The 25,535-nt window shown below is 59.9% G+C and carries 23 protein-coding genes and 1 tRNA gene; 11 read left to right on the forward strand and 13 right to left on the reverse strand.

What is annotated here, in order from left to right:
• The first annotated feature begins 27 nt into the window (after positions 1-27).
• Both J2T55_RS08045 and J2T55_RS08050 read left to right on the forward strand, forming a co-directional pair.
• Positions 28-101: transfer RNA gene (locus J2T55_RS08045), tRNA-Gln, on the forward strand.
• A 377-nt stretch (positions 102-478) separates the two neighbouring features.
• The gene (locus J2T55_RS08050) at positions 479-682 is read left to right on the forward strand and encodes a hypothetical protein (RefSeq protein ID WP_259055472.1); all 204 of its coding nucleotides are present in this window, start codon (positions 479-481) and stop codon (positions 680-682) included.
• Between the two features lie 254 nt (positions 683-936).
• On the opposite strand, the gene J2T55_RS08055 is transcribed toward J2T55_RS08050, so the two are convergent.
• From J2T55_RS08055 to J2T55_RS08065, 3 genes are read right to left on the reverse strand one after another with little or no spacing between them, the layout of a single operon-like run.
• Positions 937-1,887, reverse strand: a complete 951-nt coding sequence (locus J2T55_RS08055) for an alpha-L-glutamate ligase-like protein (RefSeq protein WP_259055475.1) — start codon at positions 1,885-1,887, stop codon at positions 937-939.
• On the reverse strand, positions 1,884-3,434 hold the full coding sequence (locus tag J2T55_RS08060) for an inactive transglutaminase family protein (protein ID WP_259055477.1): 1,551 nt from the start codon (positions 3,432-3,434) through the stop codon (positions 1,884-1,886). Before J2T55_RS08060 ends, J2T55_RS08055 begins: the two co-directional genes overlap by 4 nt.
• A 5-nt stretch (positions 3,435-3,439) precedes the next feature.
• The gene (locus J2T55_RS08065; RefSeq protein ID WP_259055479.1) at positions 3,440-4,024 is read right to left on the reverse strand and encodes an ATP-dependent zinc protease family protein; all 585 of its coding nucleotides are present in this window, start codon (positions 4,022-4,024) and stop codon (positions 3,440-3,442) included.
• A gap of 717 nt (positions 4,025-4,741) precedes the next feature.
• Here J2T55_RS08065 and J2T55_RS08070 point away from each other — a divergent pair.
• Positions 4,742-6,493 (forward strand): autotransporter assembly complex protein TamA, encoded by a 1,752-nt coding sequence (locus J2T55_RS08070; RefSeq protein ID WP_259055481.1) that lies wholly within the window; start codon positions 4,742-4,744, stop codon positions 6,491-6,493.
• The gene (locus tag J2T55_RS08075) at positions 6,490-10,497 is read left to right on the forward strand and encodes a translocation/assembly module TamB domain-containing protein (protein ID WP_259055484.1); all 4,008 of its coding nucleotides are present in this window, start codon (positions 6,490-6,492) and stop codon (positions 10,495-10,497) included. Before J2T55_RS08070 ends, J2T55_RS08075 begins: the two co-directional genes overlap by 4 nt.
• A 42-nt stretch (positions 10,498-10,539) precedes the next feature.
• Here the strand turns inward: J2T55_RS08075 and J2T55_RS08080 are convergent, their stop codons facing one another.
• The 3 genes from J2T55_RS08080 to J2T55_RS08090 form a co-directional block, all read right to left on the reverse strand.
• Positions 10,540-11,184, reverse strand: coding sequence for a hypothetical protein (locus J2T55_RS08080; RefSeq protein WP_259055487.1), 645 nt, complete (start codon positions 11,182-11,184; stop codon positions 10,540-10,542).
• 149 nt (positions 11,185-11,333) lie between these two features.
• Positions 11,334-11,942 (reverse strand): mechanosensitive ion channel family protein, encoded by a 609-nt coding sequence (locus J2T55_RS08085; RefSeq protein ID WP_259055490.1) that lies wholly within the window; start codon positions 11,940-11,942, stop codon positions 11,334-11,336.
• A gap of 87 nt (positions 11,943-12,029) precedes the next feature.
• On the reverse strand, positions 12,030-12,638 hold the full coding sequence (locus J2T55_RS08090; protein ID WP_259055492.1) for a DNA-3-methyladenine glycosylase family protein: 609 nt from the start codon (positions 12,636-12,638) through the stop codon (positions 12,030-12,032).
• A gap of 124 nt (positions 12,639-12,762) precedes the next feature.
• On the opposite strand from J2T55_RS08090, the gene ada reads away from it, so the two are divergent.
• The 3 genes from ada to alkB are packed head-to-tail and all read left to right on the forward strand — an operon-like array spanning position 12,763 to position 15,230.
• Entirely contained in the window at positions 12,763-13,842 is a 1,080-nt protein-coding gene (gene ada, locus J2T55_RS08095) for a bifunctional DNA-binding transcriptional regulator/O6-methylguanine-DNA methyltransferase Ada (RefSeq protein ID WP_259055495.1), read from the forward strand.
• Positions 13,826-14,566, forward strand: a complete 741-nt coding sequence (locus J2T55_RS08100; protein ID WP_259055498.1) for a 2OG-Fe(II) oxygenase — start codon at positions 13,826-13,828, stop codon at positions 14,564-14,566. Before ada ends, J2T55_RS08100 begins: the two co-directional genes overlap by 17 nt.
• A 10-nt stretch (positions 14,567-14,576) precedes the next feature.
• Entirely contained in the window at positions 14,577-15,230 is a 654-nt protein-coding gene (alkB, locus tag J2T55_RS08105) for a DNA oxidative demethylase AlkB (RefSeq protein WP_259055500.1), read from the forward strand.
• A 16-nt stretch (positions 15,231-15,246) separates the two neighbouring features.
• On the opposite strand, the gene J2T55_RS08110 is transcribed toward alkB, so the two are convergent.
• From J2T55_RS08110 to J2T55_RS08130, 5 genes are all read right to left on the reverse strand, one after another.
• On the reverse strand, positions 15,247-16,131 hold the full coding sequence (locus J2T55_RS08110) for a bile acid:sodium symporter family protein (protein WP_259055502.1): 885 nt from the start codon (positions 16,129-16,131) through the stop codon (positions 15,247-15,249).
• Positions 16,132-16,223: 92 nt separating this feature from the next.
• On the reverse strand, positions 16,224-18,017 hold the full coding sequence (locus tag J2T55_RS08115) for a putative bifunctional diguanylate cyclase/phosphodiesterase (protein ID WP_259055505.1): 1,794 nt from the start codon (positions 18,015-18,017) through the stop codon (positions 16,224-16,226).
• Between the two features lie 137 nt (positions 18,018-18,154).
• Entirely contained in the window at positions 18,155-19,201 is a 1,047-nt protein-coding gene (locus tag J2T55_RS08120) for a succinylglutamate desuccinylase/aspartoacylase family protein (protein WP_259055507.1), read from the reverse strand.
• A 5-nt stretch (positions 19,202-19,206) separates the two neighbouring features.
• On the reverse strand, positions 19,207-20,112 hold the full coding sequence (rimK, locus tag J2T55_RS08125) for a 30S ribosomal protein S6--L-glutamate ligase (protein ID WP_259055509.1): 906 nt from the start codon (positions 20,110-20,112) through the stop codon (positions 19,207-19,209).
• A 4-nt stretch (positions 20,113-20,116) separates the two neighbouring features.
• A complete protein-coding gene (locus J2T55_RS08130) occupies positions 20,117-20,599 on the reverse strand; it encodes an ATP-dependent zinc protease family protein (RefSeq protein WP_259055511.1) in 483 nt (160 codons plus the stop codon).
• 169 nt (positions 20,600-20,768) lie between these two features.
• Between J2T55_RS08130 and J2T55_RS08135 the strand changes: the two genes are divergently transcribed.
• Positions 20,769-21,644: a LysR family transcriptional regulator gene (locus J2T55_RS08135; RefSeq protein ID WP_259055512.1), complete on the forward strand. Its 876-nt coding sequence runs from the start codon at positions 20,769-20,771 to the stop codon at positions 21,642-21,644.
• Between the two features lie 48 nt (positions 21,645-21,692).
• Here J2T55_RS08135 and J2T55_RS08140 read toward each other — a convergent pair whose 3' ends face one another.
• Positions 21,693-21,911, reverse strand: coding sequence for a hypothetical protein (locus J2T55_RS08140; protein ID WP_259055514.1), 219 nt, complete (start codon positions 21,909-21,911; stop codon positions 21,693-21,695).
• A 288-nt stretch (positions 21,912-22,199) separates the two neighbouring features.
• Between J2T55_RS08140 and J2T55_RS08145 the strand changes: the two genes are divergently transcribed.
• Together J2T55_RS08145 and J2T55_RS08150 are read left to right on the forward strand one after the other, a co-directional pair.
• Entirely contained in the window at positions 22,200-23,516 is a 1,317-nt protein-coding gene (locus J2T55_RS08145; protein ID WP_259055516.1) for an MFS transporter, read from the forward strand.
• Positions 23,513-23,866, forward strand: coding sequence for a DUF4711 domain-containing protein (locus tag J2T55_RS08150; RefSeq protein WP_259055518.1), 354 nt, complete (start codon positions 23,513-23,515; stop codon positions 23,864-23,866). Before J2T55_RS08145 ends, J2T55_RS08150 begins: the two co-directional genes overlap by 4 nt.
• Before the next feature lie 64 nt (positions 23,867-23,930).
• Here J2T55_RS08150 and J2T55_RS08155 read toward each other — a convergent pair whose 3' ends face one another.
• On the reverse strand, positions 23,931-24,665 hold the full coding sequence (locus tag J2T55_RS08155; RefSeq protein WP_259055520.1) for a protein kinase domain-containing protein: 735 nt from the start codon (positions 24,663-24,665) through the stop codon (positions 23,931-23,933).
• A 232-nt stretch (positions 24,666-24,897) separates the two neighbouring features.
• Between J2T55_RS08155 and J2T55_RS08160 the strand changes: the two genes are divergently transcribed.
• Positions 24,898-25,515: a bactofilin family protein gene (locus tag J2T55_RS08160; protein ID WP_259055522.1), complete on the forward strand. Its 618-nt coding sequence runs from the start codon at positions 24,898-24,900 to the stop codon at positions 25,513-25,515.
• Positions 25,516-25,535 lie beyond the last annotated feature (20 nt).

Genomic DNA, 25,535 nt, shown 5'->3' on the forward strand with positions numbered 1-25,535 from the left:
CCGGCGGCAATGCTGCCGGATCGCCATTGGGGGATCGTCTAATGGTAGGACAACGGACTCTGACTCCGTCAGTGGAGGTTCGAATCCTCCTCCCCCAGCCAAATTAAAGAACCCGCCCTTGTGGCGGGTTTTTTAATTTGTACGAGCAGGATTCGAACCTCCACTTCAATAACCCGGTTCGCGCCAGCGATTCGAAACAGCGGCGCGCAGTGACGCTGGCCCGCAGGGCGAGGACCTGAAAGGTCCGAGTCATCCTCCTTTCCAGCCAATATGACGCAATTCTGAACAAAGCCAGCCGCAGGTGGCTTTTGTCCACTCGTCCGCCAGGATCCGCCAATTCAATAGCAAAACGAAACCGCGGTTACATCGCAAATGCGCCTCGACGACTGCCAGGTAGAAAAATCACCTATTCAGGGTATGGCCACAGGTCTTTCACTAACCTATTCTTAACTGGTCTGGCTCGGGGGAGGAGGAGACAATGACCACGGCAACCGCCACGATTATCTGGATTTTATTAAGCCTGATTGCCGGCCTGTCCGGGCTGCTTCTCTATGCGGTCCATGCTGTCAGCCGAGGCATCAGGCAGCAACTGGCCGAACAGAAACTCACCAACCGACTGCTGCGCGAGCTGGGCGAAGATCTGACGGGCAGCAACCACCGGCCTCATGACATGCCACGCTAGCTCAAGCGTGTCCAGGTCCTATCGGATGTGAATGCCCCGGTCGCAAGGACCGGGGACTTAATAGAGGAGAAGGCCTGATATTCAGACCAAGCGCACAATAAGCCCTGTGCCGATTTGTGTCAGCGGCCCGGGCATCGAGATTTTCGCCGCTTATGACAGGCTTTTTCTGACACAATCTGCAGATCTCCCGAAATCTCCTTCAGGAACAATAACCTCTGCCAGCCATCCCAGCCATCTCCATACGGCAAGACGACTTAATCCAGCGGCGCAATAGACGTGCGCGCAAATTCCAGCCGTTCACCTACCGTTTTCAGCTCGGCGGCGTGCGTCCTGATCAGTTCCAGCCGATGCGACAGTCCCATGCGGTTCGCTATCTGTATATTCAGTCCCGGGCGGGCATTCATTTCCAGTACCATTGGGCCAAGATTCTTGTCGAGCACCATGTCGACGCCGAAATACCCCAGACCGGTCAGCTCGTAGCAGCGCGCGGCAATATCCATAAGCTCCTGCCAATGCGGCACCTGCACGTCGGTTATCGGCGCATTGGTATCGGGATGGCGATCGATGACATCATTCTTGAACACCGCTGTCATGGTTATACCCGTAGCCAGGTCAACCCCGGCACCAATGGCGCCCTGGTGCAGGTTGGCCTTGCCATCTGAAGCACTCGTGGGTAATCGCATCATCGCCATGACCGGCACGCCCATGAAGATAATGATGCGCACGTCCGGTACACCCTGAAAACTGATCGGATCGAACACCGGATCAAATTTGACCCGGTATTCGATAATGGCCTTGTCATTGTGGCCACCGAGACTGTAGAGCCCGCTGAGAATATTCGAGACCTGATGACCCATTTCCTGACTGGTCATGAGTTTGCCGCTGGCCTTGCGATAGCGATCGCCGACCCGGCCGGTAATGACGATAATACCGTCACCACCGGTACCCTGTGCAGGTTTGATGACAAAATCGCGGTAATGCGACAGGTAACTGTTCAATTCGGAAATCTGGTGCTCGATTTCAACCACACCATAAAGTTCGGGCACGCGCAGACCGGCTTCAAGCATGATCTTCTTGGTCTGCAGCTTGTCGTCAACAAGCGGATATAGACTGCGCGAATTGTGCATCAGGGTGTAGTTGCAGTTACGCTCATTGATACCGAGAACACCGGCTTCACGCAGCTGTCTGGGCGTGGCAAATATCATACGGAGTCTGGCGTACTTGGTCGGGTTGGCTCAGCCAGGACCTTGAAACGCCGCAGCTCCAGCAAACGGTAGCCGGTATAACGTCCCATCAACAGCAACAGTGCGAGTAATACCAGCAACAGTTCCGGGAAAACCGTGAACAGGTGCTCCAGGTAACTGTTACTCATGAGCATAAACGCGAGTGCCGCACTCACTAAACTGCCCAGCGCCTGATTGATGGCCTCACCGGCGCCGCGCTCATCCCAGACAATCGACATGCGCTCGATCGTCATGGTGATGATAACCATGGGAAACAGGGCAATGGACAGACCACTCTCAATGCCAAAATGATTGGTCAGAATACTGATGGCCATCATCAAAAGGATAACAATGGTCAATACTGCGGCCAGTCTTGGCACCATCAAGAGCTTCAGACGTTCCAGTGCAAAGCGCATCATCAGGCCGCTCCCGACAACTACAGTAAACAGTATAATGCCCCAAATAAGCTGGGTTTCGCGAAAGGACAAGGCGATAAGCACCGGCATGAACGTGCCGAAAGTCTTGAGGCCGATGAAATTGCGCATGATCACCAGCAGGAATGCACCCAGCGGCACCATTAACAGGATCTCATAGACCTGCTGGGTCGATAGCGGCAGGCTTTGCAACGACATACCCTGCAATACCGGACTCATAAAACCCGTTCGCGCGGTCGCCGCCTCTACAGCCTCACGCTCCAGTTTCAGCGTCGTAATATCGGCTTTGGCGTTATCTCCGCCATTAACCTCGATCAGCGGCTGACGGCCCTGCCAGAAGACAAGAAAATTGTCGGGCAAACCAGCCTGGCCGGTCTGCGGATCGAAAGCCCGCCAACGGTCCTTTTCAAAAACCTGCAGCCAGGGTGAGATATCCGTCTGGCGACGCTGATCGGTCAGTTCAATACCATGTATTACGCGGGCTGGCACATAACTGAGTGCCAATAGGCGGGTAATGATATTAATCCGGGCTTCCAGAGACTCGTTGCCATCCAGCAGTAGGCTCATGTTTTCGTCATCAGGATTGTTGGCGAGCCGCACCAGCTGGGCAACGAGCGTATCCAGATCGGCGGACTTCTGTTGCGCCGACTGCAGGATATCCTTGGCCACCTCGAACTCGGCGCCTTCAAAACCGTGGTCACGCGTCTCCGGCGGCTCACGCAGGACATTTTCGGCTTCGCTTGCGGTAAACCGCTCGACCGTGGCGCGGTAATACAGCGTCTGTGAACCACTGGCGGTACGAATCGACCAGACAGCGCGACGGTTGCCGTTCTCGCGCTGGGTTGTCAGGCCATAGCCGCGCGAAACGAAATTCTCGTCAAGAATGGCAAAATTGCTCGAATTGTTCGGTACAAACAATGATGCCTTGATACCGCGGTCCCGGGCATCGAAATTCACCTTGACTTCGATCTGCCATAAATCAGCTGTGGTTCCCGGAATCACGGGATAGCCCATGTAGATCCATTTATAACAGAAGAATGCCGCGCCAATGAACGCGAGTATCCCTGCCAGCCAGAGCAGTGGTGCCTTACTCATTACACTCAGTCGTCAATGGATTTACGATCGCAATCCGGTATATGACCATAAGTCGTGGAAGGATCGATAAGAACATCATCTTCCATGAACGTACGTCCGACCAGCATGCCCGTAATAAAATTGGAGCGATCGACAAGATTAACCTCGACTTCCTTGTACAAGCGGCCCAGACATATACCCATTTTCACGACAGGCCGGCGTTGAACGCCACCTCCATGCTCTTTGATTTTGACGTTACGTTCCAGCCGCCGCTCTATCGTTTCCCTCTCTTCATTATGGTTTTCTGTAACAAAGCGAACCCACTCCTCACCATCACGCTCGAATTCCTCGATCTCGATCGCATGCAGTGATGACGTCTTGGCGCCGCTGTCCAGCTTCGCCTTGAACTGTAATCCGGACGGATAAACCCTGACATTTTCCTTCCAGCTGTAGATCTGCTGGATGTTGGTATCAGCCTGGAGGTTCGCAACCGACAGCGACAGCCCCAGAACCAGGGCAGCCATGAGGCCGAAACGAAGAGTCCTGTTATAAAACATGCCTGAACCTGCTTGTAATGTATTGTGGATTGAAAACGGGCTGAAGATGCTCAAGCGATACCGACGCCACGGCATGATCCGAAATCCCGGCAATTATATCTTACAACACGACAGTCAGCAGTGTGGCGATGCAGCGGGAGCCGGGCAATCCTGCGATATCGGTCACAGTGGTCAGAATTACCGACGCTTCTGGCACTGATCAGCCGGTCAGCCCGGCGCGAGGCCGGGCCTCGCAGCACGCGACACGCCGTCTCCAGCGGGCCGTGCCCCCGCCCACACAGGCGGCCAAGGCTGTGATGCTAACGCCCGATAATTCCACGTTTGCTTCCGGCAAGGCAAGCACGCGTGCACCCGACACAGCCAACCTGTCAGCCGACTGTTGCGCTCGTGTACCCACCACGCCCGGCGAAAACCGGACACGGGCCCATAGCCGACAGGCTGCGCCGTCAGACAATTGGGCGTAAATTTAGTTGCCCGCATACGGACAAATCATGGTCAAAACCGCCCGTAACCGGTCCGCCAGGCTCAGCTTAATGCCCTTACCTTCAGGACAGCCGCCGGGCGCGCAGAATTACAGCCATTATTGGGGACTAGCGGCTGCAGCGCCGCCCAGGATCAACGCGATTAGCGCAATAAACTCATGCAAACGGTATAAAAATTTGCCGGGCTGGTTATCCGGCACGGCTATACGGGTTACCATACGTGGGTATTTAATACCGGACCGCAGATCGTCCGCGACAGTCAGGCTATCGCCCGTACAAAACCCAGTTGATGCTAAACCGAATTCTGCTCACCACCTGCCTGTTGCTGACCGTTCTGACAGCGGCCGCCGCGGAAGACGACGATACGTCTGCACCCACCGCCGTCGAAGTCCGCTTCAGCGGTGTCAGTAATGCCATCCTCGAAAATGTCAAAGCCAGCGTTAGCCTGCACCGCGAAAGGGAACGCGACCTGACCGCGACACGCATCCGGTTTCTGCATAGTCGAGCCAGCGACGAGATCCGTAAGGCGCTCAAGGTTTTCGGCTACTATTCGCCCGACATCGAGACGAATCTGACACAGACGGAAGACGGCTGGCTGGCCGAATATACAATCGAGCCGGGTAAGCCGGTGACCATCGGCCAGGTCGACATCCGCTTTAGCGGTGAAGGCGCGGACACCGAAACCTTCGACGAGCTGCGCGCGGACCACCCGTTTCGCCAGGGTGCCCGACTCGAACATCAGACCTACGATAATTACCGCAACCGTATAGAGCGACGGGCGCGTGAACGCGGCTATTTCGACGCGACTTTCAAGCGCCGCGAAATGCGGGTCGACCCCAAGGCCCGGCGCGCCGATATTGTTCTCGAATTCGATACCGGTCCGCGTTACCGTTACGGCCCGGTCAGCTTCAGCGAGACACCGCTGGCACCGGATTTCCTGCGCAATTACCTGCCGTTTGCCGAGGGCGATCCCTACGACAGCCGCGATCCGCTCAAACTGCGTGAACGACTGATCGACAGCGACATGTTCAGCTCGGTCAATGTGCGTCCGGATGAAACCGCCGGTGACGATCTAGAAGTTCCGGTCGACGTCGAGCTCGAACCCCGCAAACCGAACCGGTACACCGCTGGCGTCGGATTTGCCACCGACACCGGCCCACGGCTGCGACTCGGCTGGGAGGCACGCTACCTGAACGAGCGCGGTCACCGTTTCGATTCGGAACTGCGGCTGTCGCCGGTGACAAGCACGCTCAGCGGCACGTATTTAATGCCCTATTTCCGTGATCGCGACGCCGACGTCGGCGTGCGCGGCTCACTTACCAATGAAGACACGGATACCTCGAAAAGCCGCAGTGGCCAGGCCACCCTGTTCCAGAACACCAGCCGCTGGGGCTGGAACGAAACGCTGTCGGCCTCCTACCTGGTGGAGGACTTCGAGGTCGCCAATGACAGCGATACCACCAAGCTGTTCATCCCCGGCGCCAGCTGGTGGCGAAGCTGGAGCGATGATCCCATATATGCCCGGCGCGGCGGCCGCCTGAGCCTGGACCTGAAAGGTGCCGCCGAGCCGTTGCTGTCCGACACCTCGTTTATCCAGGCGACGGTTTCCGGCAAATACGTACGCGCGCTGGGCTGGCGCAATCGCCTGCTGGTACGCGTCAAGCTGGGCGCCACCGAGGTCACCGACTTCAGCAAGCTGCCCGCGTCGCTGCGCTATTTCGCCGGTGGTGACAACAGCATTCGCGGCTTCGGCTATCAGACCCTGGGCCCGGAAAATGATGACGGCGAAGTCGTCGGCGGCCGCTATCTGTTCGTTGGCAGCATCGAATACGAACAGTTCGTCTACAAGGACTACGGTGTCGCCACCTTTGTCGACTTCGGTAACGCGATGAGCAGTTTCTCCGATCCACTTGAGGTCGGCGCCGGCGTCGGCCTGCGCTGGCTGTCGCCGGTGGGCCTCATCAAGGTGGACGTCGCTGCAGGCGTGACCGCGGAAGACACGCCACTGCGACTGCATATTTCCCTGGGGGCGGATCTGTGAAAGTCCTGAAAGCATTTCTGCTCGGCCTCGCCACACTGCTTCTGCTGCTGGTCATCGCCGCGGGCCTGCTCACCGCGACGACCGGCGGTCTGCGCACGGCGGTCGGCCTCGCCCAGCAGTTCGCCCCCGGTGAACTGGACGTGCAGGCGATCGACGGCCGCTTGCTCGACCGCTTCCGGTTCGGCGAACTGCGCTACCGTGCCGGTGAACTGGACGTGCATCTTGTGAACTTCGAGTTCGCCTGGCGACCGGCAGCGTTGATTGAGGCGAATCTGGACATCGACCGACTTGCCGCCGACAGCATCGCGATCACCCTGCCACCGACGGAAACGGACGCTGACACCGGCGGTGCCATCGAACTGCCGCTGACCGTACGATTACGACAACTGGATGTGGCGCGCCTGCAAATCGACAGCCAGATCCTGCATGACATCCAGCTGCGCGCCCATAGTGTCAACGATACGCTGTTCATCGAGCACTTCAGCCTGCAGGGCGAAATTGACGACATCGCAGTTAAACTCAACGCCAGCGGCCAGGCCGCGATCAACCCGCCATGGTCCCACACCCTGCAGGCCGAATTTGAGCTGCAGCTGCCCGACCAGCCGGTCATCGCCGGGCGCATCGACAGCCAGGGCGATGCCGCTGAAGTCATCGCCGGGCTGACCCTGACCGAACCGGAACAAGTTGAAGCCAGCCTGACGGCGCGTAACCTGCTGGATGCGCCCAGCTGGCAGGCAACGCTGGCGACCCGCGACGCCGATCTGTCGCCGTGGCTGGACTCGGCGACAAGCCTGACGGCCCGCCTTGAGGCTGACGGCAGCGCCGAACGCATCAACGCCCGACTCGACGGCGAACTGCAGGGCGCGATCAACGAAACCCTGAACCTGGACACGGCACTACGGCTTGATCCGGACGAGCCGTCGATCACCCTGGACAAACTGCAGGTCGACAACCCGACGCGCGACCTAGCCCTGACGCTTGCCGGCGACGTCCATTACGGCGACCAACCCGCGGTCGATGTCAGCGGCGACTGGTCGCTGGCACAACCGCAGCCGGCCAGCGGCCGCCTCAGTGTCAGCGGCGGGCTCGATGACTATCGCCTGCAGCTGAGCGCGGACAGCCCGCAACCGATCGCCTCCAGCTGGCAACTGGATGCCCATGGCGACGGCCAGTCGCTGACGATCGACAAGCTGCACGGCCAGCTGGCACAGGGACGCCTGCAGGCGACAGGCGACGTGAACTGGCAGGAGGTGCCGACATTTCGGCTCGACGGCGACTGGCAGGACATTGTCATTCCCGGCAGTGACGAGAAGGCGGCACTGCGCTCGCCGCAGGGCACTTTCAACCTGCAGGGCGACCTGGAAAACTATCGCCTGACCAGCAGCGGCCGGCTGGCGGGCGCGCAAGTACCGGCCACCGACTGGCAACTGCGCGCCAGCGGCGACCAGTCTCACATTGATATTGAAGCGCTGACGCTGGGCCTGCTCGACGGCCGGGTCAACGTTCAGGGCCGTGCCGGCTGGGCGGACGGCACACTGGATGCAAGCGCCGACGTCCGACTCGACGCCATCGACCCGGGCAGACACTGGCCGGACTGGTCCGGTCGACTGAACGGCGGCAGCCGCGTCCACTTTCAACAGCCGGCGGGCGGTGACTGGCAGGCCGAACTGGAAGACCTGCAAATCGACGGCCAGCTGCGCGGCTATCCACTAACCGCCAGTGGCGCTGCCGTGATCGAAGCGGACCGCTACCACATCAAGGCGTTGCAGCTCCAGGTCGCCGACTCGACATTGCGTGCCGACGGCCGTCTGGGCCGCGACAGCGAAGTCGACTTCGAGTTGAATTCACCGGACCTGGCCCAGCTGCTGCCCGACGCCGGCGGTGAATTGCGGGCGCAGGGCGAGGTTTCCGGAGACTACCTCGCCCCGGCCGTCACGGCGACGATCCGTGCGCGGCAGGTGCAGACACCCTGGCTGAGCGTTGTCGAACTCGACGCCGAGGCGGATGTAAACACCGGCAGTAATCGCTTCGCACTGTCGCTGAACGCGCGCGAACTGCAACGCGATGACCAGCTCATCGAACAGCTTACCCTGACCAGCGACGGCCAGTTGCGCGAACACACGCTGGCACTGGATGTACAAATGCCCGAGCGCCAGCTGACCATCGCCGGCAGCGGCGGCTGGAACGAACAACGCTGGGCGCTGGCCCTCGACGAGGGCACATACAACGACACCATCGCCGGTCGCTGGCAACTCGATCCCCCCTTACGATTGAACGTCAGCCGCGAGCATGTCGATCTGCCGGAACACTGCTGGCGCCAGCAGCCTGCCGCACTGTGCCTGGCCGGCAACTGGCAGGCGGGCGCTGACTGGTCAGGACAGCTCGACCTGAACAACTACCGTATCGATACGGCAAGTGACAATGTCGAGCTGGAAAAAGTGCCGCCGGTCAAGGCTGACCTGGCCGTGTCGCTGCAGGTCAGCGGCAACGCCGACCAGCTCCATGATGCCCGCGGCCACATCCACCTGGATGATATCCGCGTGACAACCGACGCGGAAACCGAGATGCACATCAGCCAGCTGCACACCGAACTTGAAGGCAACGGCGATGACGGACTGACACTAACGCTGGACGGCCGTTTCGACAAACCGGCGCCCGGCAAACTGTCCGGCCGGCTGCAGACCGGCGCGCTGCGATTCGACCGCATCGATGAAACCACATTGTCCGGCGATCTCAATGCGAATGTCGACAACCTCAAGCCGCTGCTGGCGCTGTACCCGCGCTTTGTCGCCAAACAGGCCGGCCTCCAGGCCGACTTCACGGTCAGCGGTAACATCGGCAGTCCGGCACTGGACGGTAACCTGAGCCTGAGAGCGAGCGATTTCGGTGTGCCGGAGCTGGGCATCACGTTAAGCACGCTGGAACTCGATGTTCGCGGCCAGCCGGAACAGGGACTCAGCCTGGAAGGCCGCGCACAAAGCGGTCCCGGCCAGCTCGACATCAACGGCCAGGTAGCGATGCAGGCGGGCGCCATCGTGGTACCGGGCCTCACGATCCAGGGTGAGGAGTTCAGACTTTTGAACCTGCCCGATATAACCGCGCTGGCCTCACCGGATTTGCAGATCGAGTTTCGCGACAATCTCCTGAAAGTGCGCGGCCAGGTGCTGATACCGGAAGCGCTGATACAGCCATTCGGCGCACCGGGGAGCATTCCCGTCTCCAGCGACGAGGTCATCGTCAGCGACGCGGACGGTGTGCCGGACGCCGGCATCGATATAGATGCGCGCGTGCGCGTCGAACTCGGCGAACGGATACGCATCGAGGGCAAGGGCTTCGAAAGCCGGCTGACCGGCGCCCTGGATGTAAACCAGACGCCGGGCAAACCGGCGACAGCCAGCGGCGAACTGCGCCTGGTTGATGGTGCCTACGCGGCGTACGGCCAGGATCTGACCATCCAGACCGGCGAGATCATCTTCACCAACCAGCCCATCGACAACCCGGCCCTGAACATACGCGCGGTACGCAAGGTCGACAATGTCACCGCCGGTATCGCGGTGTCCGGTACGGCCCAGCAACCGCAGACGCAACTGTTCTCGACGCCGTCCATGCCGGAGGCGGACATACTCTCGTATATCGTGACCGGCCGGCCGTTAAGTGGTGCCGGATCCGGTGACGGTAACGCGTTATTGAACGCCGCGGCCAACCTCGGACTGAAACGCACCGAATCACTGCAACAGACCATTGCCGATACTTTCGGCATCGATACGCTGAGCGTCGACACCGGCACCACCAGCAGCGGCGAGGTCGACGCCAAACTCACCGTCGGCAAGTACCTGGCGCCGAATCTCTACATCAGCTATGGCGCCGGTCTGGTCGATGCGGCCGCCAATACGGTGAAGTTGCGCTATGAAATAAACCGCCATCTTTCGCTGGAGGCCGAACAGGGTACCGGCACCGGCGTCGATCTCCTTTACCAGATCGAAAGCGGCAGTCCGTGGGACTGAAAGCCTGGCTGTTACGCGATCGAAAACCCAGCCAACTTAAACTTACGGCCCGTTTTCGGTAGCCGGCACTGTCACCCGGGCGTAAACCGCCGCTGTGGTGGAACTATCGGCCTGTGCCTCGAGTGCCTTAAGCAGATCTGAGCGTAACTCCACGAATATTTTCTGGTAAGCGTCAAGTGATGACTGTCGAATGGCCGATTTCATGCCAAAGGCACCGGCCCAGAACATCTTGGCGCCCTGGGTGTCACCCTCCGCAGAATAGGTTTCATCCAGGATCGGCGCTTCGCCCGATCTGTAAGCGATGGCACGTACACTGACCGCGGCACGAAACTCATCGAATTCATAGTTTGGTACAGCCAATTCCAGAACGATCCAGTCAGCCGGCTTCGTTTGCTCGTCATAATCAGTCACGAACTCATAGTCTGAAAACATCTGCGGCAACTCAATATCGGCCACCTGTCGCAGCATGTCTCCCGGTTGGGCTTCCCACTTGTGTGCAATACCAGTCATGAAAGCCCGAATTGGTACACTGTTCTCCAGTGTCTGCCGGTCAATAACAGCAGTTGTACCAGTATCCTGGCGTGGTGTTGCAATACTGTAATGACTGGGATCGTCAAAAGTGACCTGGTGAGTACAGGCCGTATTCAGAAACAGAAGGGACAACAGTCCCAGATAAGCGATTTTCATGCCCCCCCCCCCTGATGGTGTAATCAGGGGGACAGCAAACCATACATCGGTATTACTGTAAAACAGTGCATCCCTGCAATGATAAAATTCTGGCAGGTGTCATGAATCCATGGCAGGCAGTTTCTGCCTGCCATGATATCGGCAACAAACTAATCCTTATCGTTCAACCCGCCGTCCACGCTAGTTTCTGTTTTCCTGAAATCCTCGATCTTGCCAATGGGACGCTTGCGGTCGCGGGGGTTGATGATCGTGGCGCGGGCGGTAAGCAGGTTGTTGGGGTAGACGACGGTTTCACGGTCCTCGGTTATCAGGATCGTATTGAACATGTTGATCTCGCTGATATAGCCCTCGATGTAATTATCCACATCTATGACCCGTATGTAGTTGCCGCGCCGGTAGGACTGGTGCGACAGCAGGATAAAGAAGGCGGTCACATTACTTAATATGGACCAGGTCGCGAACAGCGCGACACCGGTCAGCGCCATGATGCCGGTGGAAACGGCCAGCAGTTCCCGGATGTTGATGCCCCAGATCAACAGCAGGATACCCAGTGCAACCACGGCCGAAAGCAGACTGAAAGTGAACAGCGCACTCCTGAAGGTCTGCTGGTTCAGGTTGTCGCGTTCGACATAAGCCTCGAGCTTGGGCAGCACGATACGCCGGATGATGAAGTAGACGACAACAACTACCGCACTGAATAACAGGTTCAGCTGATAGTTCTGCAACCATTCCAGAGGTGATGCAATCCAGTCGGTCATAGTGATCGGAACAGGCCATTAGCGGAGAAATCAGGTTGAACGCGGATTATAAACCGCAGCTGTTCGCGGCAACAGCGCCAGTCTGTTTCAGGCGGCTTTCGGTACCTGCCACAGGTACCAGGTTGCCACGCTTCGGTAAGGGCTCCAGGCACTGCCGACCTGGCGCAGGCGCGCCGGGGTCAGCGGCGTTTCCAGCCGCTTGAGTCGACGGTAACCGTCACGCACGCCTAAATCGTCAACCGGCAAAATATCGCGGCGCTCGAGCGTGAATATCAGCAGCATCTCCACCGTCCAGCGGCCGATGCCCTTCAGCGATATCAGCCGCTGGATCAGTGCCTCGTCATCGAGGCGTTTGGCCTGGCGGCGTGTCGGTACCTGGCCACTCTGCACGGCACCGGCAACGCCCCGCAGTGTTTCAATCTTGCGGGCCGAGAAACCGCAGGCGCGCAGGCTGTCGAAATCCAGCGCCAGCAATTCATCGGGTTCGGGGATATGGCCATTGCCGAGTTCCAGCAGGCGATTGAGAATGGCCTCCGCGGCGCGGCCGTGCAATTGCTGAAAGGTCACTGCCCGAACCAGGGCCGCATAAGGTTCGCGCTCTGGATGCGGCTTGAGCCGGCACGGGCCGACGGCCTCAATAAGCCCGGCCCAGTCGTCGTCCAGCGTCGCCAGGTACTGCGTGGCTTCTTTAAACATGTAAAAATTCTATCGGATTATCATGTAGTTGGATACGCAGGCATTTGACAGCAAGCAGCGGAGTGTCAGCCGGCTTGACGCCGGGTAGATTGACAGCGTTCAATCAACGCGAGGTAATCAGGTCATGCCAGCCACGCCACAGAATACCACCACCGAAAACGATCCACGCTGGGCAGCCGTGGTCGATCGCGACCGGGCCGCCGACGGTCAATTTTACTACGCGGTCAGAACCACCGGCATCTACTGTCGCCCGTCTTGCCCGGCACGCACCGCGCGACCGGAAAACGTCGAGTTTCATGCCACACGCGCCGATGCCGAACGCGCCGGTTACCGGCCGTGCAAGCGCTGCCGGCCGGAACAGCCGGCACTGCACGAGCAGCACGCACAAACCGTCGCCGCCCTCTGTCATTACATCGAGTCAATGACAACGCCGCCGACTCTGGCCGAACTCGGCCGGCGGGCCGGCCTCAGTCCCTGGCATCTGCAGCGCGTGTTCAGGGCTGTCACCGGCCTGTCGCCCAAAGCCTACGCCGAGGCTTGCCGGAACCGGCGCCTGCGCGCGGCACTGGAACGCGACGGCAGCGTTACCGAGGCGATATTCGCCGCCGGCTACAATGCGAACAGCCGTTTCTACGAACACAGCGACCACATACTCGGCATGACACCCTCCGACTACCGCGCCGGTGGCGCGAACAACCGTATCCGTTTTGCCATTGGCGAATGTTCACTGGGCAGCATTCTGGTCGCCGCAAGCGAACGCGGCCTGTGCGCCATTTTTCTCGGCGATGATCCGCAGGCACTGACGCGGGATCTGCAGGATCGCTTCAGCAAAGCGGAACTGATCGGCGCTGACCGGGATTTCGAACAGCTCGTCGCCCGGGTAGTCGGACTTGTCGAGACGCCGAACCTGGGTCTGGATTTGCCACTGGACATACGTGGCACCGCCTTTCAGCAGCGTGTCTGGCAGGCGCTGCGCGAAATCCCGGGCGGCGCGACGGCCAGCTACGCGGATATTGCCCGGCGCATCGGTCAGCCGAACGCCAGCCGTGCGGTGGCACAGGCCTGTGGCGCCAACAAGCTGGCAGTCGTCATTCCCTGCCACCGCGTCGTCCGCACCGACGGCAGCCTGTCCGGCTACCGCTGGGGCGTCGAAAGAAAGCGCGCGCTGCTGCAGCGCGAGGCCGGTGATGAGCGCAAACGCTGAAATCAGCCGAACCGACACCGACGTCGCCGGGCGCATCGCGGCGTACAACTGGCAGGTACTGACGGATGAACTGAACGACCACGGCAACGCCGTATTGCCAGGCTTGCTGTCGCAACGCGAATGCCGCGAACTGGCGGCGCTGTACGAAGACAGCCAGCGGTTTCGCAGCCGCATCGTCATGGAGCGGCTCAATTTCGGCCGCGGTGAATACCAGTACTTCGCCTATCCACTGCCGTCCCTTGTTGCCGAACTGCGCACCTTGCTGTATCCACCTTTGGCGGCCATTGCCAATCGCTGGCAGGCGGCGCTGCGCCATGAACCACACTACCCCGAAACGCATGCGGCCTACCTGCAGCGCTGCCATGACGCCGGCCAGACCCGGCCAACCCCATTGATCCTGCAGTACGCCGCCGCCGATTATAATTGTCTGCATCAGGATCTCTACGGCGAGCACGTGTTCCCATTGCAAGTGGCCATCCTGCTGTCGCAACCGGGGCAGGATTTCAGCGGCGGTGAGTTCGTGCTGGCCGAACAGCGTCCGCGCATGCAATCACGGCCCGAAGTCGTACCGCTGACGCAGGGCGATGCCGTCATCTTTCCGGTCAACGAACGCCCCGTCCAGGGCAGTCGCGGCCCCTACCGCGTCAAGATGCGTCACGGCGTCAGTCGCGTTCGTGACGGCCGGCGTCACACGCTCGGCATCATCTTTCACGATGCCCAATAGCTGAGCGTGCATGACTGCTGAACTCTTCAACGATATCACTGATACCTCAACCTGGCAGGAGCGACTCGGCCCGGGCAGCGTTATCCTGCGCCGTTATGCCGCGGCCAGCGACACGGCGTTGCTGGCGGCGATCGAAGATGCGGTTGCCACGGCACCGTTCCGGCACATGCAGACGCCGGGTGGCTTCACCATGTCGGCGGCGATGAGCAACTGCGGCGATTACGGCTGGACGGCCGACACCGACGGCTATCGCTATAGCGCCACCGATCCGCTGAATGACCGCGCCTGGCCGGCCATGCCCGAAACATTGTCGGAATTGGCCAGCCGGGCCGCGGCAGCAGCCGGTTTCGCCGCATTTCAGCCCGACGTCTGTCTCATCAACCGCTATGAACCGGGCGCGCGCATGTCACTGCATCAGGACAGGGACGAGGCGGATTTGACCCAGCCCATCGTCTCGGTGTCACTGGGCCTGCCGATGACGTTCCTGTTCGGCGGCCTCAGGCGCAAGGAACGGCCGGCGCGCATCGAACTGCAGCATGGTGACGTCGTCGTCTGGGGTGGCGAGGATCGCCTGCGCTATCACGGCGTGGCACCGCTGAAGGACGGCGAACATCCGTTGCTCGGCCGTTACCGCATCAACCTGACCTTGCGCCGCGCGCACTGAACGTCCGGCAGCCGCATTACGGTGTTTCCGCGACCGTCCAGGTATTCCTGTTGCCCATCGCGATCAATACCGCACCGCTGACGAACATGATCAGGCTGTAGATGGCCGCTGGTATCGCCATGCTGCTGTTGTTCAGCAACGTCGGCGCGGTCGCGACGGCGATCGCCATGGTGCCGTTCTGGATACCGACCTCGATGACTACCGTCCGAACCTGGGCAACCGGCAGGCGCGCCAAGCGGCCACCGACGTAGCCGAGCAGCATACTGCCCAGGTTCAGCAGCAGGGTTGCGACGCCGACCAGCATGAAAAAGCGCAGCAGGTTGTCCCGTTCACCGACCAATATACCGGCGATGACCAGCGCCAGAAACAGCGCCGACAGCACCTTCACGCTGCGCTCGGCGCGGTCCGCCCGCTCCGGTGACTTCGAACGCAACCACATACCGATACTTACCGGGATGACCGTGACGACGACGATCTGCAGGATGGTCTTCGGCACTGACAGGCTGACATTCTGTCCCGCTTCCATGAAAAACAGCGACGCCGCGTTGACCACGAATGGTAGCGAGAAGATGATGACGAGGCTGCTCAGGGCCGTCAGCGTAATCGACAATGCGGCATCCGCGCGCGCCAGATGCGAAATGAGATTTGACGTTGCACCACCGGGACAGGCGGCGATCAGCACCAGGCCGACCGCCAGTGCCGGTGGCATCTGCAAGGCCCAGGCGAGCAGCCAGGCCAGTGATGGCAGCGCCACCAACTGCAGCGCCAGCCCCACCAGAATCGGGCGCGGCGCAACGAATATGGCACGAAAATGCGCCGGCGTCAGCGACAGCCCCATGCCCAGCATGATGATGACCAGCGCCAGCGGCAGAAATACGGCGGTCAGTATATTGGCTTCCAAGTTCAACTCCCCTGCACCTGCGAAACGTGCGCAGGCGTGATGATTTTGCGGATACTATAAAGTCTGAACGTAGAAATGCCAGTGCCGTGCGTTCAAAACTGAAGCAACATGCTCAGTTGCTCAATGGCGAGCGGCCGGCTGTACAGATAGCCCTGATAGCAGGAGCAACCGTTGGCGACGAGAAAGTCGCGCTGCGCCTCGGTTTCCACCCCCTCGGCAATAACATCCAGGCCAAGACTATTGCCCAGTGCAATAATGGTTCGAATAATCGCGGCATCGTTGGCATCGGTCAACACATCGTGGACAAACGACCGGTCAATCTTGAGCTGCTCCAGCGGCAGACGCTTCAGATAGGCCAGCGACGAATAGCCGGTGCCGAAATCATCAAGTGAAAAGTCGACACCATGGGCCTTGAGCTGGTTCATTTTCGCAACCGCTTCCTCGACGTTTTCCAGTAACAGGCTTTCGGTCAGCTCCAGCTTTAGACGATCCGGTTTGACTGCATGGCGGTTTACCAGCGCACTCACGCGGTCGACAAAAGCGGGATTCCGGAACTGGTGGGCGCTGACATTGACTGAAATGCTCAGATCGCCATAGCAGGGTAGTTCCGACCACTCTCTGAGCTGTTGACAGGCAGTTTCCAGAACCGCGTCACCAATAGGCAGGATAAGTCCGGTTTCTTCGGCGATGGGAATAAAATCGGCCGGCGATACCAGTCCCCGTTGCGGATGCTGCCAGCGTACCAGCGCCTCGATGCCATACACGCCCTTGTGCGTATCAACCTGGGGCTGATAGTGGACGGTGAACTCTTTCCTGTCGACAGCCGTGCGCAATTCGCTTTCCATGGCCACCCGCATTGTCACCATTGATTCCATCTGCGGGTTGAAAAAACGAATCGTATTGCGGCCGGCCGCCTTGGCCTGGTACATGGCAATATCGGCACGCTTGAGCAAATCATCAACGGATTCATGCCGCCCGTCAAACAGCGTTATGCCGATGCTTGGCGTGCTGTAGTATTCATAGCCCTTGAGTTCAAAGGCAGGTGTGAACGCATTAATGATCTTGTTGGCTATAGAGGTAACGTTTTTTTCAATCAGGCCCGGACTGTCGGTAATATCTTCCAGCAGAATGACAAACTCATCACCGCCAATGCGGGCGACGATGTCATCCTGACGCAGGCAGTCGACAATGCGCCGGGCAACATGCTGTAACAGCAGATCGCCGAGGTCATGGCCGAGCGTATCGTTCAGCGTCTTGAAATTGTCCAGATCAATAAACAGCAATGCGCCCTGTCGGCCGCTGATCTCGTTGTTGCGCAGGGCGCTCTTCAAGCGTTCGTGCAGAAAGTGCCTATTGGGCAATTGCGTCAGCGAGTCGTAGTAGGCCAGGTGCTCGATCGCCCGTTCCGCCGCCTTGCGATCGGAGATGTCATGCATGACCGCCACCGCACCCAGCTGTTCGCCGTTCTTTGTGATGATCGGCTGACCATTGCAAAGCATCAGACGATGCGGTTTATCCACCGGCGCGATGAGTATTTCGGCATCCCTGACCACTTCACCGCGCAGGGCCCGGTACAGGGGCACTTCGCTGGTTTCCAGGGGCGTCTTGCCGTCGGGGTGATAGAGCCTGTAGTGGCGGGCCCACTCATCAGGTGGCAGGGGTGATTCCGCCAAGCCGTGGAACTCGCGCGTGGCGCGATTGAAGATCGTCAGGATGCCTTTTTCGTCGCAGGCAACGATGCCATCGGAAAGGTTTTCCAGCATTGCGTTAAGAAACTCACGCTCCTGCTCCAGCGACCGCTTGATCGTTTCCAGTTCCTGCCGCGCCAGCCGTTCGCGGCTGAGCAGTTCACTCCATTGCGCCTCGGTGCGCTGCTGTTTCGGCACTATTCACCTCCCTGGGCGGCTGCAGGCAATAACCGCTTTGCCGCTCCCCCGACAGACTGATCATTGAGGTGACAATCAGGTTGTCCTGAACAGCCCTGTATTCAAGCTTAGCAGTCGAGCGGGCAATGTTCGCGCCGCTAGACGATCGGCGCCTCGGGCGGTAGGTGATCATCGGTGGCCGGATCCATTTCCTCCTGGAAAGAGTCGAGGCGATCCTGCAGGCCGTCAGCACGGCGGAAGTGGGCGATGTGGAACAATGCCTCGCCCTCGTTGGCAAGTGGAATATTGACACGGCCGATGACGATACCGGATACCGTGGCCTCGACGTTTTCCTCGCGCTCGCCGAAGGGATCCGAGATCACGCCCAGCAGCTGGCCCTTGTCGACCTGCGCACCCAGCGGCACGACCATGCGCAGAATACCGCTCTGCGGGGCCCGTACCCAGGTACTGTTACGCGCCACCAGCGGCTCGTAAGTTTTGCCCTTGCGTTTCTGCCGCGGCAGCATGCCGAGATCACGCATGACCGAGACAATACCCTGGACACCGGCGCGGATTGCCACCTCACTGAACCGCAGCGCCTCACCGGCCTCATAGACAATAATCGGGAAATCGCGCTCATACAGCGCCTGGCGCATCGAGCCGTCGACGAGATTGGAATGCAGTACCACCGGGGCACCAAATGCCTGCGCCATCCTGCGGGTTTCCTCGGAATCGAGATAAGCGCGAATTTGCGGCAGGTTCTCGCGGTGAATGGCGCCGGTATGCAGGTCAATACCGTGCGTGCAGTGGGCAACGATGTCGTTCAGGAACGTGTGTGCCAGCCGCGCGGCCAGCGACCCGGATTCCGAGCCGGGAAATGAGCGATTGAGATCGCGCCGGTCCGGCAGGTAGCGTGACTGGTTGATGAAGCCGTAGACATTGACCACCGGCACGGCGACCAGCGACCCACGCAGGCGATCCAGTACTTTCAGGTTGAGCAGGCGACGAATGATCTCGACGCCGTTGATCTCGTCGCCGTGCACAGCCGCGCTGACCATCAGGCGCGGACCGTCCTGGCGACCGTTGATCACCTGCACCGGAATGTTCAGCGACGTATGCGTGTACAGATCCGGGATGGCGAGTTCGATCAGCCGGCGCTGCCCCGGCCGGACAACGGTACCGTTGATTTTCAGGGCAGCCGCCACGATGCCTAGCCCTGCCCCCGGGTCTTGGTCTTGCCGCGCACGCCGTTCTTTTCAATGAACTGGATAACCTGGGTGCCAATGTCCTTGTTGGTGATATTCTCGATGCCCTGCAGCCCGGGCGATGAGTTGACTTCCATCACCACCGGCCCGTGATTGGCGCGCAGAATATCGACACCACAGACATTGAGCCCCATGATCTTGGCCGCGCGCACTGCAGTGGAACGTTCCTCAGGGGTGATCTTCACCAGGTTGGCACTGCCGCCGCGATGAATATTGGAGCGGAACTCGCCGTCCTTGCCCTGGCGCTTCATCGCTGCAACGACCTTGTCGCCGATGACGAAACAGCGCAAATCGGCACCGCCGGCTTCCTTGATGTATTCCTGCACCAGGACCTCGGCCTTGAGGCCGAGGAAGGATTCGATCACGGTCTCGGCCGCCTTGCTGGTTTCCGCCAGCACGACACCGATACCCTGGGTACCGGACAGCAGCTTGATGACCACCGGCGGCCCGCCGACCATGCGTAACAAGTCCTCGATATCGTCGGGCTTGTTGGCAAAGCCGGTCACCGGCAGGCCGATGCCACGCCGCGCCAGCAACTGGGTGGCGCGTAGCTTGTCGCGCGAACGGGTGATGGCCACCGACTCGTTCAGCGGGTAGACGCCCATCATCTCAAACTGGCGCAGCACTGCGGCACCGTAAAACGTTACCGAGGCCCCGATGCGCGGAATCACCGCGTCTATATCGGTCAGATCCTTGCCCTTGTAGTGGATGCTGGGCCGGTGCGAGGCGATGCTCATGTAACAGCGCAGCACGTCGAGGACGACCACCTCGTGGTTGCGCGCTTCAGCAGCCTCGATCAGTCGCCGGGTGGAGTAGAGTTTCGGGTTACGGGACAGGATCGCGATCTTCATAACATCATTCTTCGTCGGGTGTGGTGGATTCGGTCACGGCATAGCTTTTGGCCAGGGCCCTGCCATGCACATAGGACGCTGCCGGATCGACCAGCAGCTGGCCATGACGGATGCCCTCACGGCCCAGCAGCATACGAAACAGCATGTCGTCGCGGCTGGTCAGCGTAATCTCGACCGACCACTGCCGCTCGGCCAGCTGCAGCTCCGTCGCTATCACGATGCGCTCTTCGGCATGACCACCGGAGTCGCGTACGGTGCGCCGGTCGATCACCGGGGCAATGCATTCCAGCTCGATATCGGTACGTTTCTGCAAAGGATGGATGCGGAACCTGACCAGTTCATGACCACCCTCGTTGTAGGTTTCCAGACCGAACGTGTGCAGCGCCGACGTACGCGCGCCGGTGTCCACCTTGGCCTTGATGGCGGGAATACCCAATCCCGGCAGCGCCAGCCATTCGCGCCAGCCTATCACCGGCCTGGATGTCATGGGCGTCTCCTGCAAATCGCCACCTGTCGCCGCCTGGCGCAGGATATGCTAACAATAGCTGGGCGGTCTCGTGGGCCGCGTCAGCGCCGCAATAATAACAGCCGGCAAGGATACCGCCCGGACCGGCGTTTGAATACCGCTGATCGGCTTTGTGACAGGTTAAATATTGATGGATGTAGAACTGCTCAGAACTTTCATCGAGGTCCAGCAGACGCGTCACTTCGGTCGCGCCGCCGAAAACCTGTTCATCACCCAGTCGGCGGTCAGCGCCCGCATCCGCCAGCTGGAGGACGAACTTGGCGTGCGGCTGTTCATGCGCGATCGGAACAACATCCAGCTGACCACCGCCGGGCAGAAGCTGCTGCGCCATGCCGAGGCCATCATTGCCAACTGGAACCGGGCACGGCTGGATGTCGCGGTCGGCGACGACAGCGGCCAGCATATCACCATGGCGGCGCTACCCAATCTCTGGGCGATTCTCATTCCGGACTGGCTGCAGTGGGTACAACGACAGCACGGCGATGTGGCCATCAGCGCCGATGCCCTTGGCCCGGAATCGATATTGCGACGGGTGCTCGATCGCAGCCTCGATTTCGGTCTGCTGTTCGAACCGCCGCGGCTGCCGGAGCTGACCGTTACGGAGAGCTGCCGCTTTCGCCTGTTGCTGGTCAGTTCTCAGCCGCAGGCACCACTCGAACAGGCGCTGGGTCTACACTACATTTACGTCGACTGGGGCGGCGATTTCGCCCACCAGCACGCGCAGCTGTTCCCGGACGCACCGGCACCCGGGTTGCGGCTGGGTCTGGGTGCCGCCGCACTTGAGCTGCTGGCAAGCGGCGCCGGCGCCGCCTATCTCGCCGAGCCGCAGGTTCAGCCATGGGTCGAGGCCGGACGCCTGTTCCCGGTGCCGCAAGCACCGGTTATCGAACGCCAGGTATACGCCGTCTACCGACAGGACACTGACCGGCGTGAAATCATAGAAACACTCAGCGACCTGAGCGGCCGGATTGACAAGCTGCAAAAGCCACCACTGCCGTTGCCCTAGCTCACCCGCACCGGAGACCGGACATGTACGGCTCAGGGCCGCAGCGCGCTAGTCCCAGACACTGTTGATATCGAGATCGTTGTAAAAATCATCCTTGAGGATGCTTTCCAGCTCGCGACGCTCGCGGTATTTCTCAATCTCGCGCCAGGCGACGCCATTGACGTCCTGCTCGAGGCTGGCATCCAGCGTGGCGATATCGTCGTTGCTGTCATCGCTGATAAAACCATCATCTTCCAGGTAATCGGTCTGATCCCGGCTGATGTCCATGCGGTTTAGCCCTCAATTAAGTAGCCGTTACATTACCGGACGCCGGCATTGGTCGATCATGCCGGTCCCGGAATACCTCCACCTGCGCTTGGCTGGTGAATTCCGCGCTTTATAGCATCGACACCGGCGGCGTACAGTGATTTTTTTGAATGGAAACGAGAAAATATTTTCATCAAACTCGCCGCTGCCGGACTGCCGCCCCGGCAGTGAGAATTTGCGTTAATACGCGCGCGATGTATGGCACAATTCGGCCCCGATCACACCGCGTCAACAGGCTTGGACAGTTCCATGGTCACGATCAATCTGCTTAACCCCGGTCTGCAGCTCACTAGGACGTTGCCCTCGATCCTGATCTCGGTGTTTCTGTTCATGATGGCGGTTGGCCTGCTGAACATCTTCCTTAGCGTGCGCATGTCGCTGGGTGCCGTAAACGCGCAGGTGATCGGTATCGTCATGGCCAGTTACTTCGGCGGCATGATGGCCGGCTCGCTGTATGCCCGCACAATAGTCGCCCGCGTCGGCCATATTCGCTCGTTTACGGCGTTCGCCGCCGTGGCCACGATCTCGGTCATCCTGCACGGGCTATTCGATTCGCTGGCAACCTGGTCTGTATTGCGTGCCCTGACCGGTTTCTCGCTCGCCGGCATGTACCTGGTTATCGAAAGCTGGCTGCAGGAAATCGCTACGCAGGGCGATCGTGGCCGGCTGTTTTCCTTTTACATGATCAGCAACTACCTCGGCATGGCCGCCGGCCAGCTCATGCTCAACGTTGGCGACCCGGTCGGCATCGAACTGGTCCTGGTTACCGCGCTGCTGTTCGCCCTGTGCCTGATCCCGATCGCACTGACCCGGGCGACGCATCCGGCCCAGATCGAGGTACACAAAATCCGGTTTCTGGATTTCATGCGCCGTGCACCCCAGGGCTCGCTCGGTTCGTTCAGCTCGGGCATGATCATCGGTGCCTACCTGACACTGGCGCCGGCCTGGGGCATCCAGCACGGTCTCAGCAGCGCCAAGATATCGCTGTTTATGGCACTGTCGATCATCGGTGGTCTCATCCTGCAGTGGCCGATCGGCAAGCTTTCGGATCGTTACGACCGCGGGTTGCTGATGCTGGTTCTGGGGCTCGCCATGGTCGTCATGCCGCTGAGCTTTATCTTCAATCTGGGCGGCCCGGGCTTGACGCTGCTCAGCGCGCTGATCTTTGGCGGCATCGCCTACAGTGTCTACCCGCTCAGCGTCTGCCATGCCAATGATCAGACCCCCCACGGCCAGTTCGTCATGACCACCACCGTCATGCTGCTGCTCTACGGCATCGGTGCGGCAATCGGACCGCTGCTGGCGGCGCTGTTCATGTGGCTGCTGGGCTCCAGTGGCTTGTTCGTTTTCATCATGATCACGGCGGCGCTCGTCGCTGCATTCATGTGGCGCTGGCATGACACCGCACCGGACAGGCATCAAACGGCCTTCATGGCGGTACCGCGAACGACCCCGCTGGCGCCGGAACTCGACCCGCGTTCCGAGGAAGATCATCTGTACGAAGCTGACGATACGGATGAACCTGATGAACAGGAAACAGAAACCATACAGGACCTGAAAATATGAAAACGCCAACCCTGGCTAGTGAACACCAGTCGCTACTGGAAGCAGCCATCCAGCAGCTGAGCCAGGATAGCCTGTGCCTGGAAATCCGCCATTATCCCGCGGTCGTTGCCACGGCAAACGGCGATACGCTGCATCTGCTCGTGATCATGCAACGCGAACTGACCCAGGCCGAGCGTCGCAACACCATGGCGACGCTGCAACAACTTGCCGAGCAGCACAACACGAAAATCGACGTCCTATTTTCGTCACCGAAAGTCTGGCGCGATCTGAAAAATCTGGTCAGCCCGTTCACCCACATCGACCGCACCGCCGTCATCGACTGGCAGCTCGATAACCAGGGAATGCGCTAACAGTATCCAGCAAGAGTTTATTGGCAGAGCCGGGTACCACACAGAAGATTTACCACCTGACTGCTCATTCCCAGGACATCGTCTCCAGGTGTTCACGCAGGTGTGACGAACTGCGGAAACGCTTGAGGATCAAGGAACGCTTCAGACCACAGCAGATGCGCTTGACCGCGTCCGGCTGGCGCGAGTAATGCTTCTGCCCACCGAGCGCATCATAGAACAGCCGGACCATATCGAGAATATCCCCCTGAATGTTTTCACGCTTCGGATAGGACCAGTGAAACATGTCGAGCAACTTGAGTTCGAAACCGAGACCGAAGCGGCTGACGATAATATTGTCGGCATGCAGGTCGCCGTGGTACTCACCCAGATGATGAATGGCCTCCATGCCCACCGCCAGCGCGTGCAGCAGGTGGATCGCCTGGAACGGACTCAGTCGACCGCCGCGCTGCTTCTTCAGGAACTGCGATAACAGCTCGCCCTCGACGAACTCGGACACCAGCACCGTGATCGGGATGCCGCGGTAGGTGATGGTCTCCTCGGTGTGATACTGGATGATGATCGGGCAGTGGCGCAGACGGTGGAGCTTGCAGGCGTAGGTGCGCGCGGTCTTGTTGCCCGGATTGCGCTGGGGATAGAACAGTTTGGCGGCACGCTCGATGCCGGTATTGCGCTCACGGATCTGGTAGACCTCGCCCTCCCAGCCGGCACCAAGCTTTTCCACCACCTCGTATTTCTGGCTGATGGCGCGACCCGGCTGCAGGTTGAAAGCGTCGATCCTGGATGATTTTCTGGCTGCCATGGCGCTCCCCTGAAAAGCCCGCTCATTGTATTACAGCGCCGTCCACGGACAAGCTGGATAATGCGGCCCCGGTCGCGGCAGAGATTGAATGATTTGCTATGCCAGTCACAGTAATCAACCGGTAATTCGTGCTGGACGGGTAGACAGCGGCCGGTTCAGGCATATACTTTAAAAGGTGTCTCCTGGGGAGGAGGACAACCAGCGGTATAACCTCAACCCCAAGAGGACGACTATGTTTGATTTCAACAAGCGCGACGCAGCCGCGAAAGACGACGACTTCTATCCCAACGACGAGGCAGCCATGGAAACCGGCAGCCCGCAACCGGCCCCGGCCCGTCAGGCCGCGACCAGCGGCCGCCGTGAAGCCGCGGTAATCGGCCCTTCCATTCACATCAATGGCGATCTCAGGGGCGAGGAAGACCTGATCATCGAGGGCGAGGTCAAGGGCACGGTCAACCTCAAGCACAATGCCCTGACGATCGGCAGCCAGGGCAAGGTCACCGCCGACGTCTACGCCAACAGCATCAATGTTGACGGTTTCATGGAAGGTGACCTGTACGGCGCCGAACGCATCAGCATCCGCAAGACCGCGGAAGTGCGCGGCAATATCATCTCGCCGCGCGTCAGCCTGGAAGACGGCGCCCGCTTCAAGGGCTCGATCGAGATGGACCCGGAATCCGAGGCATTGCAGAAGGCCTTCGCCGACAACCGCGGCAACGGCAAGACCACCGCGTTCCCCGGCAAACAGGCAGGCAGCGGTGACAGCAAACCGGCCGCCAGCCCGGAATCGACCGCTTCAAGCAGCCCGGATACGACGGCGCAGGCCGCCAAGGGAGGCACCGCTGGTTGACGTAATCGCCCCTGAGCAGT

The sequence above is a fragment of the Methylohalomonas lacus genome (assembly GCF_024808875.1).
Lineage (GTDB): Bacteria > Pseudomonadota > Gammaproteobacteria > Methylohalomonadales > Methylohalomonadaceae > Methylohalomonas > Methylohalomonas lacus.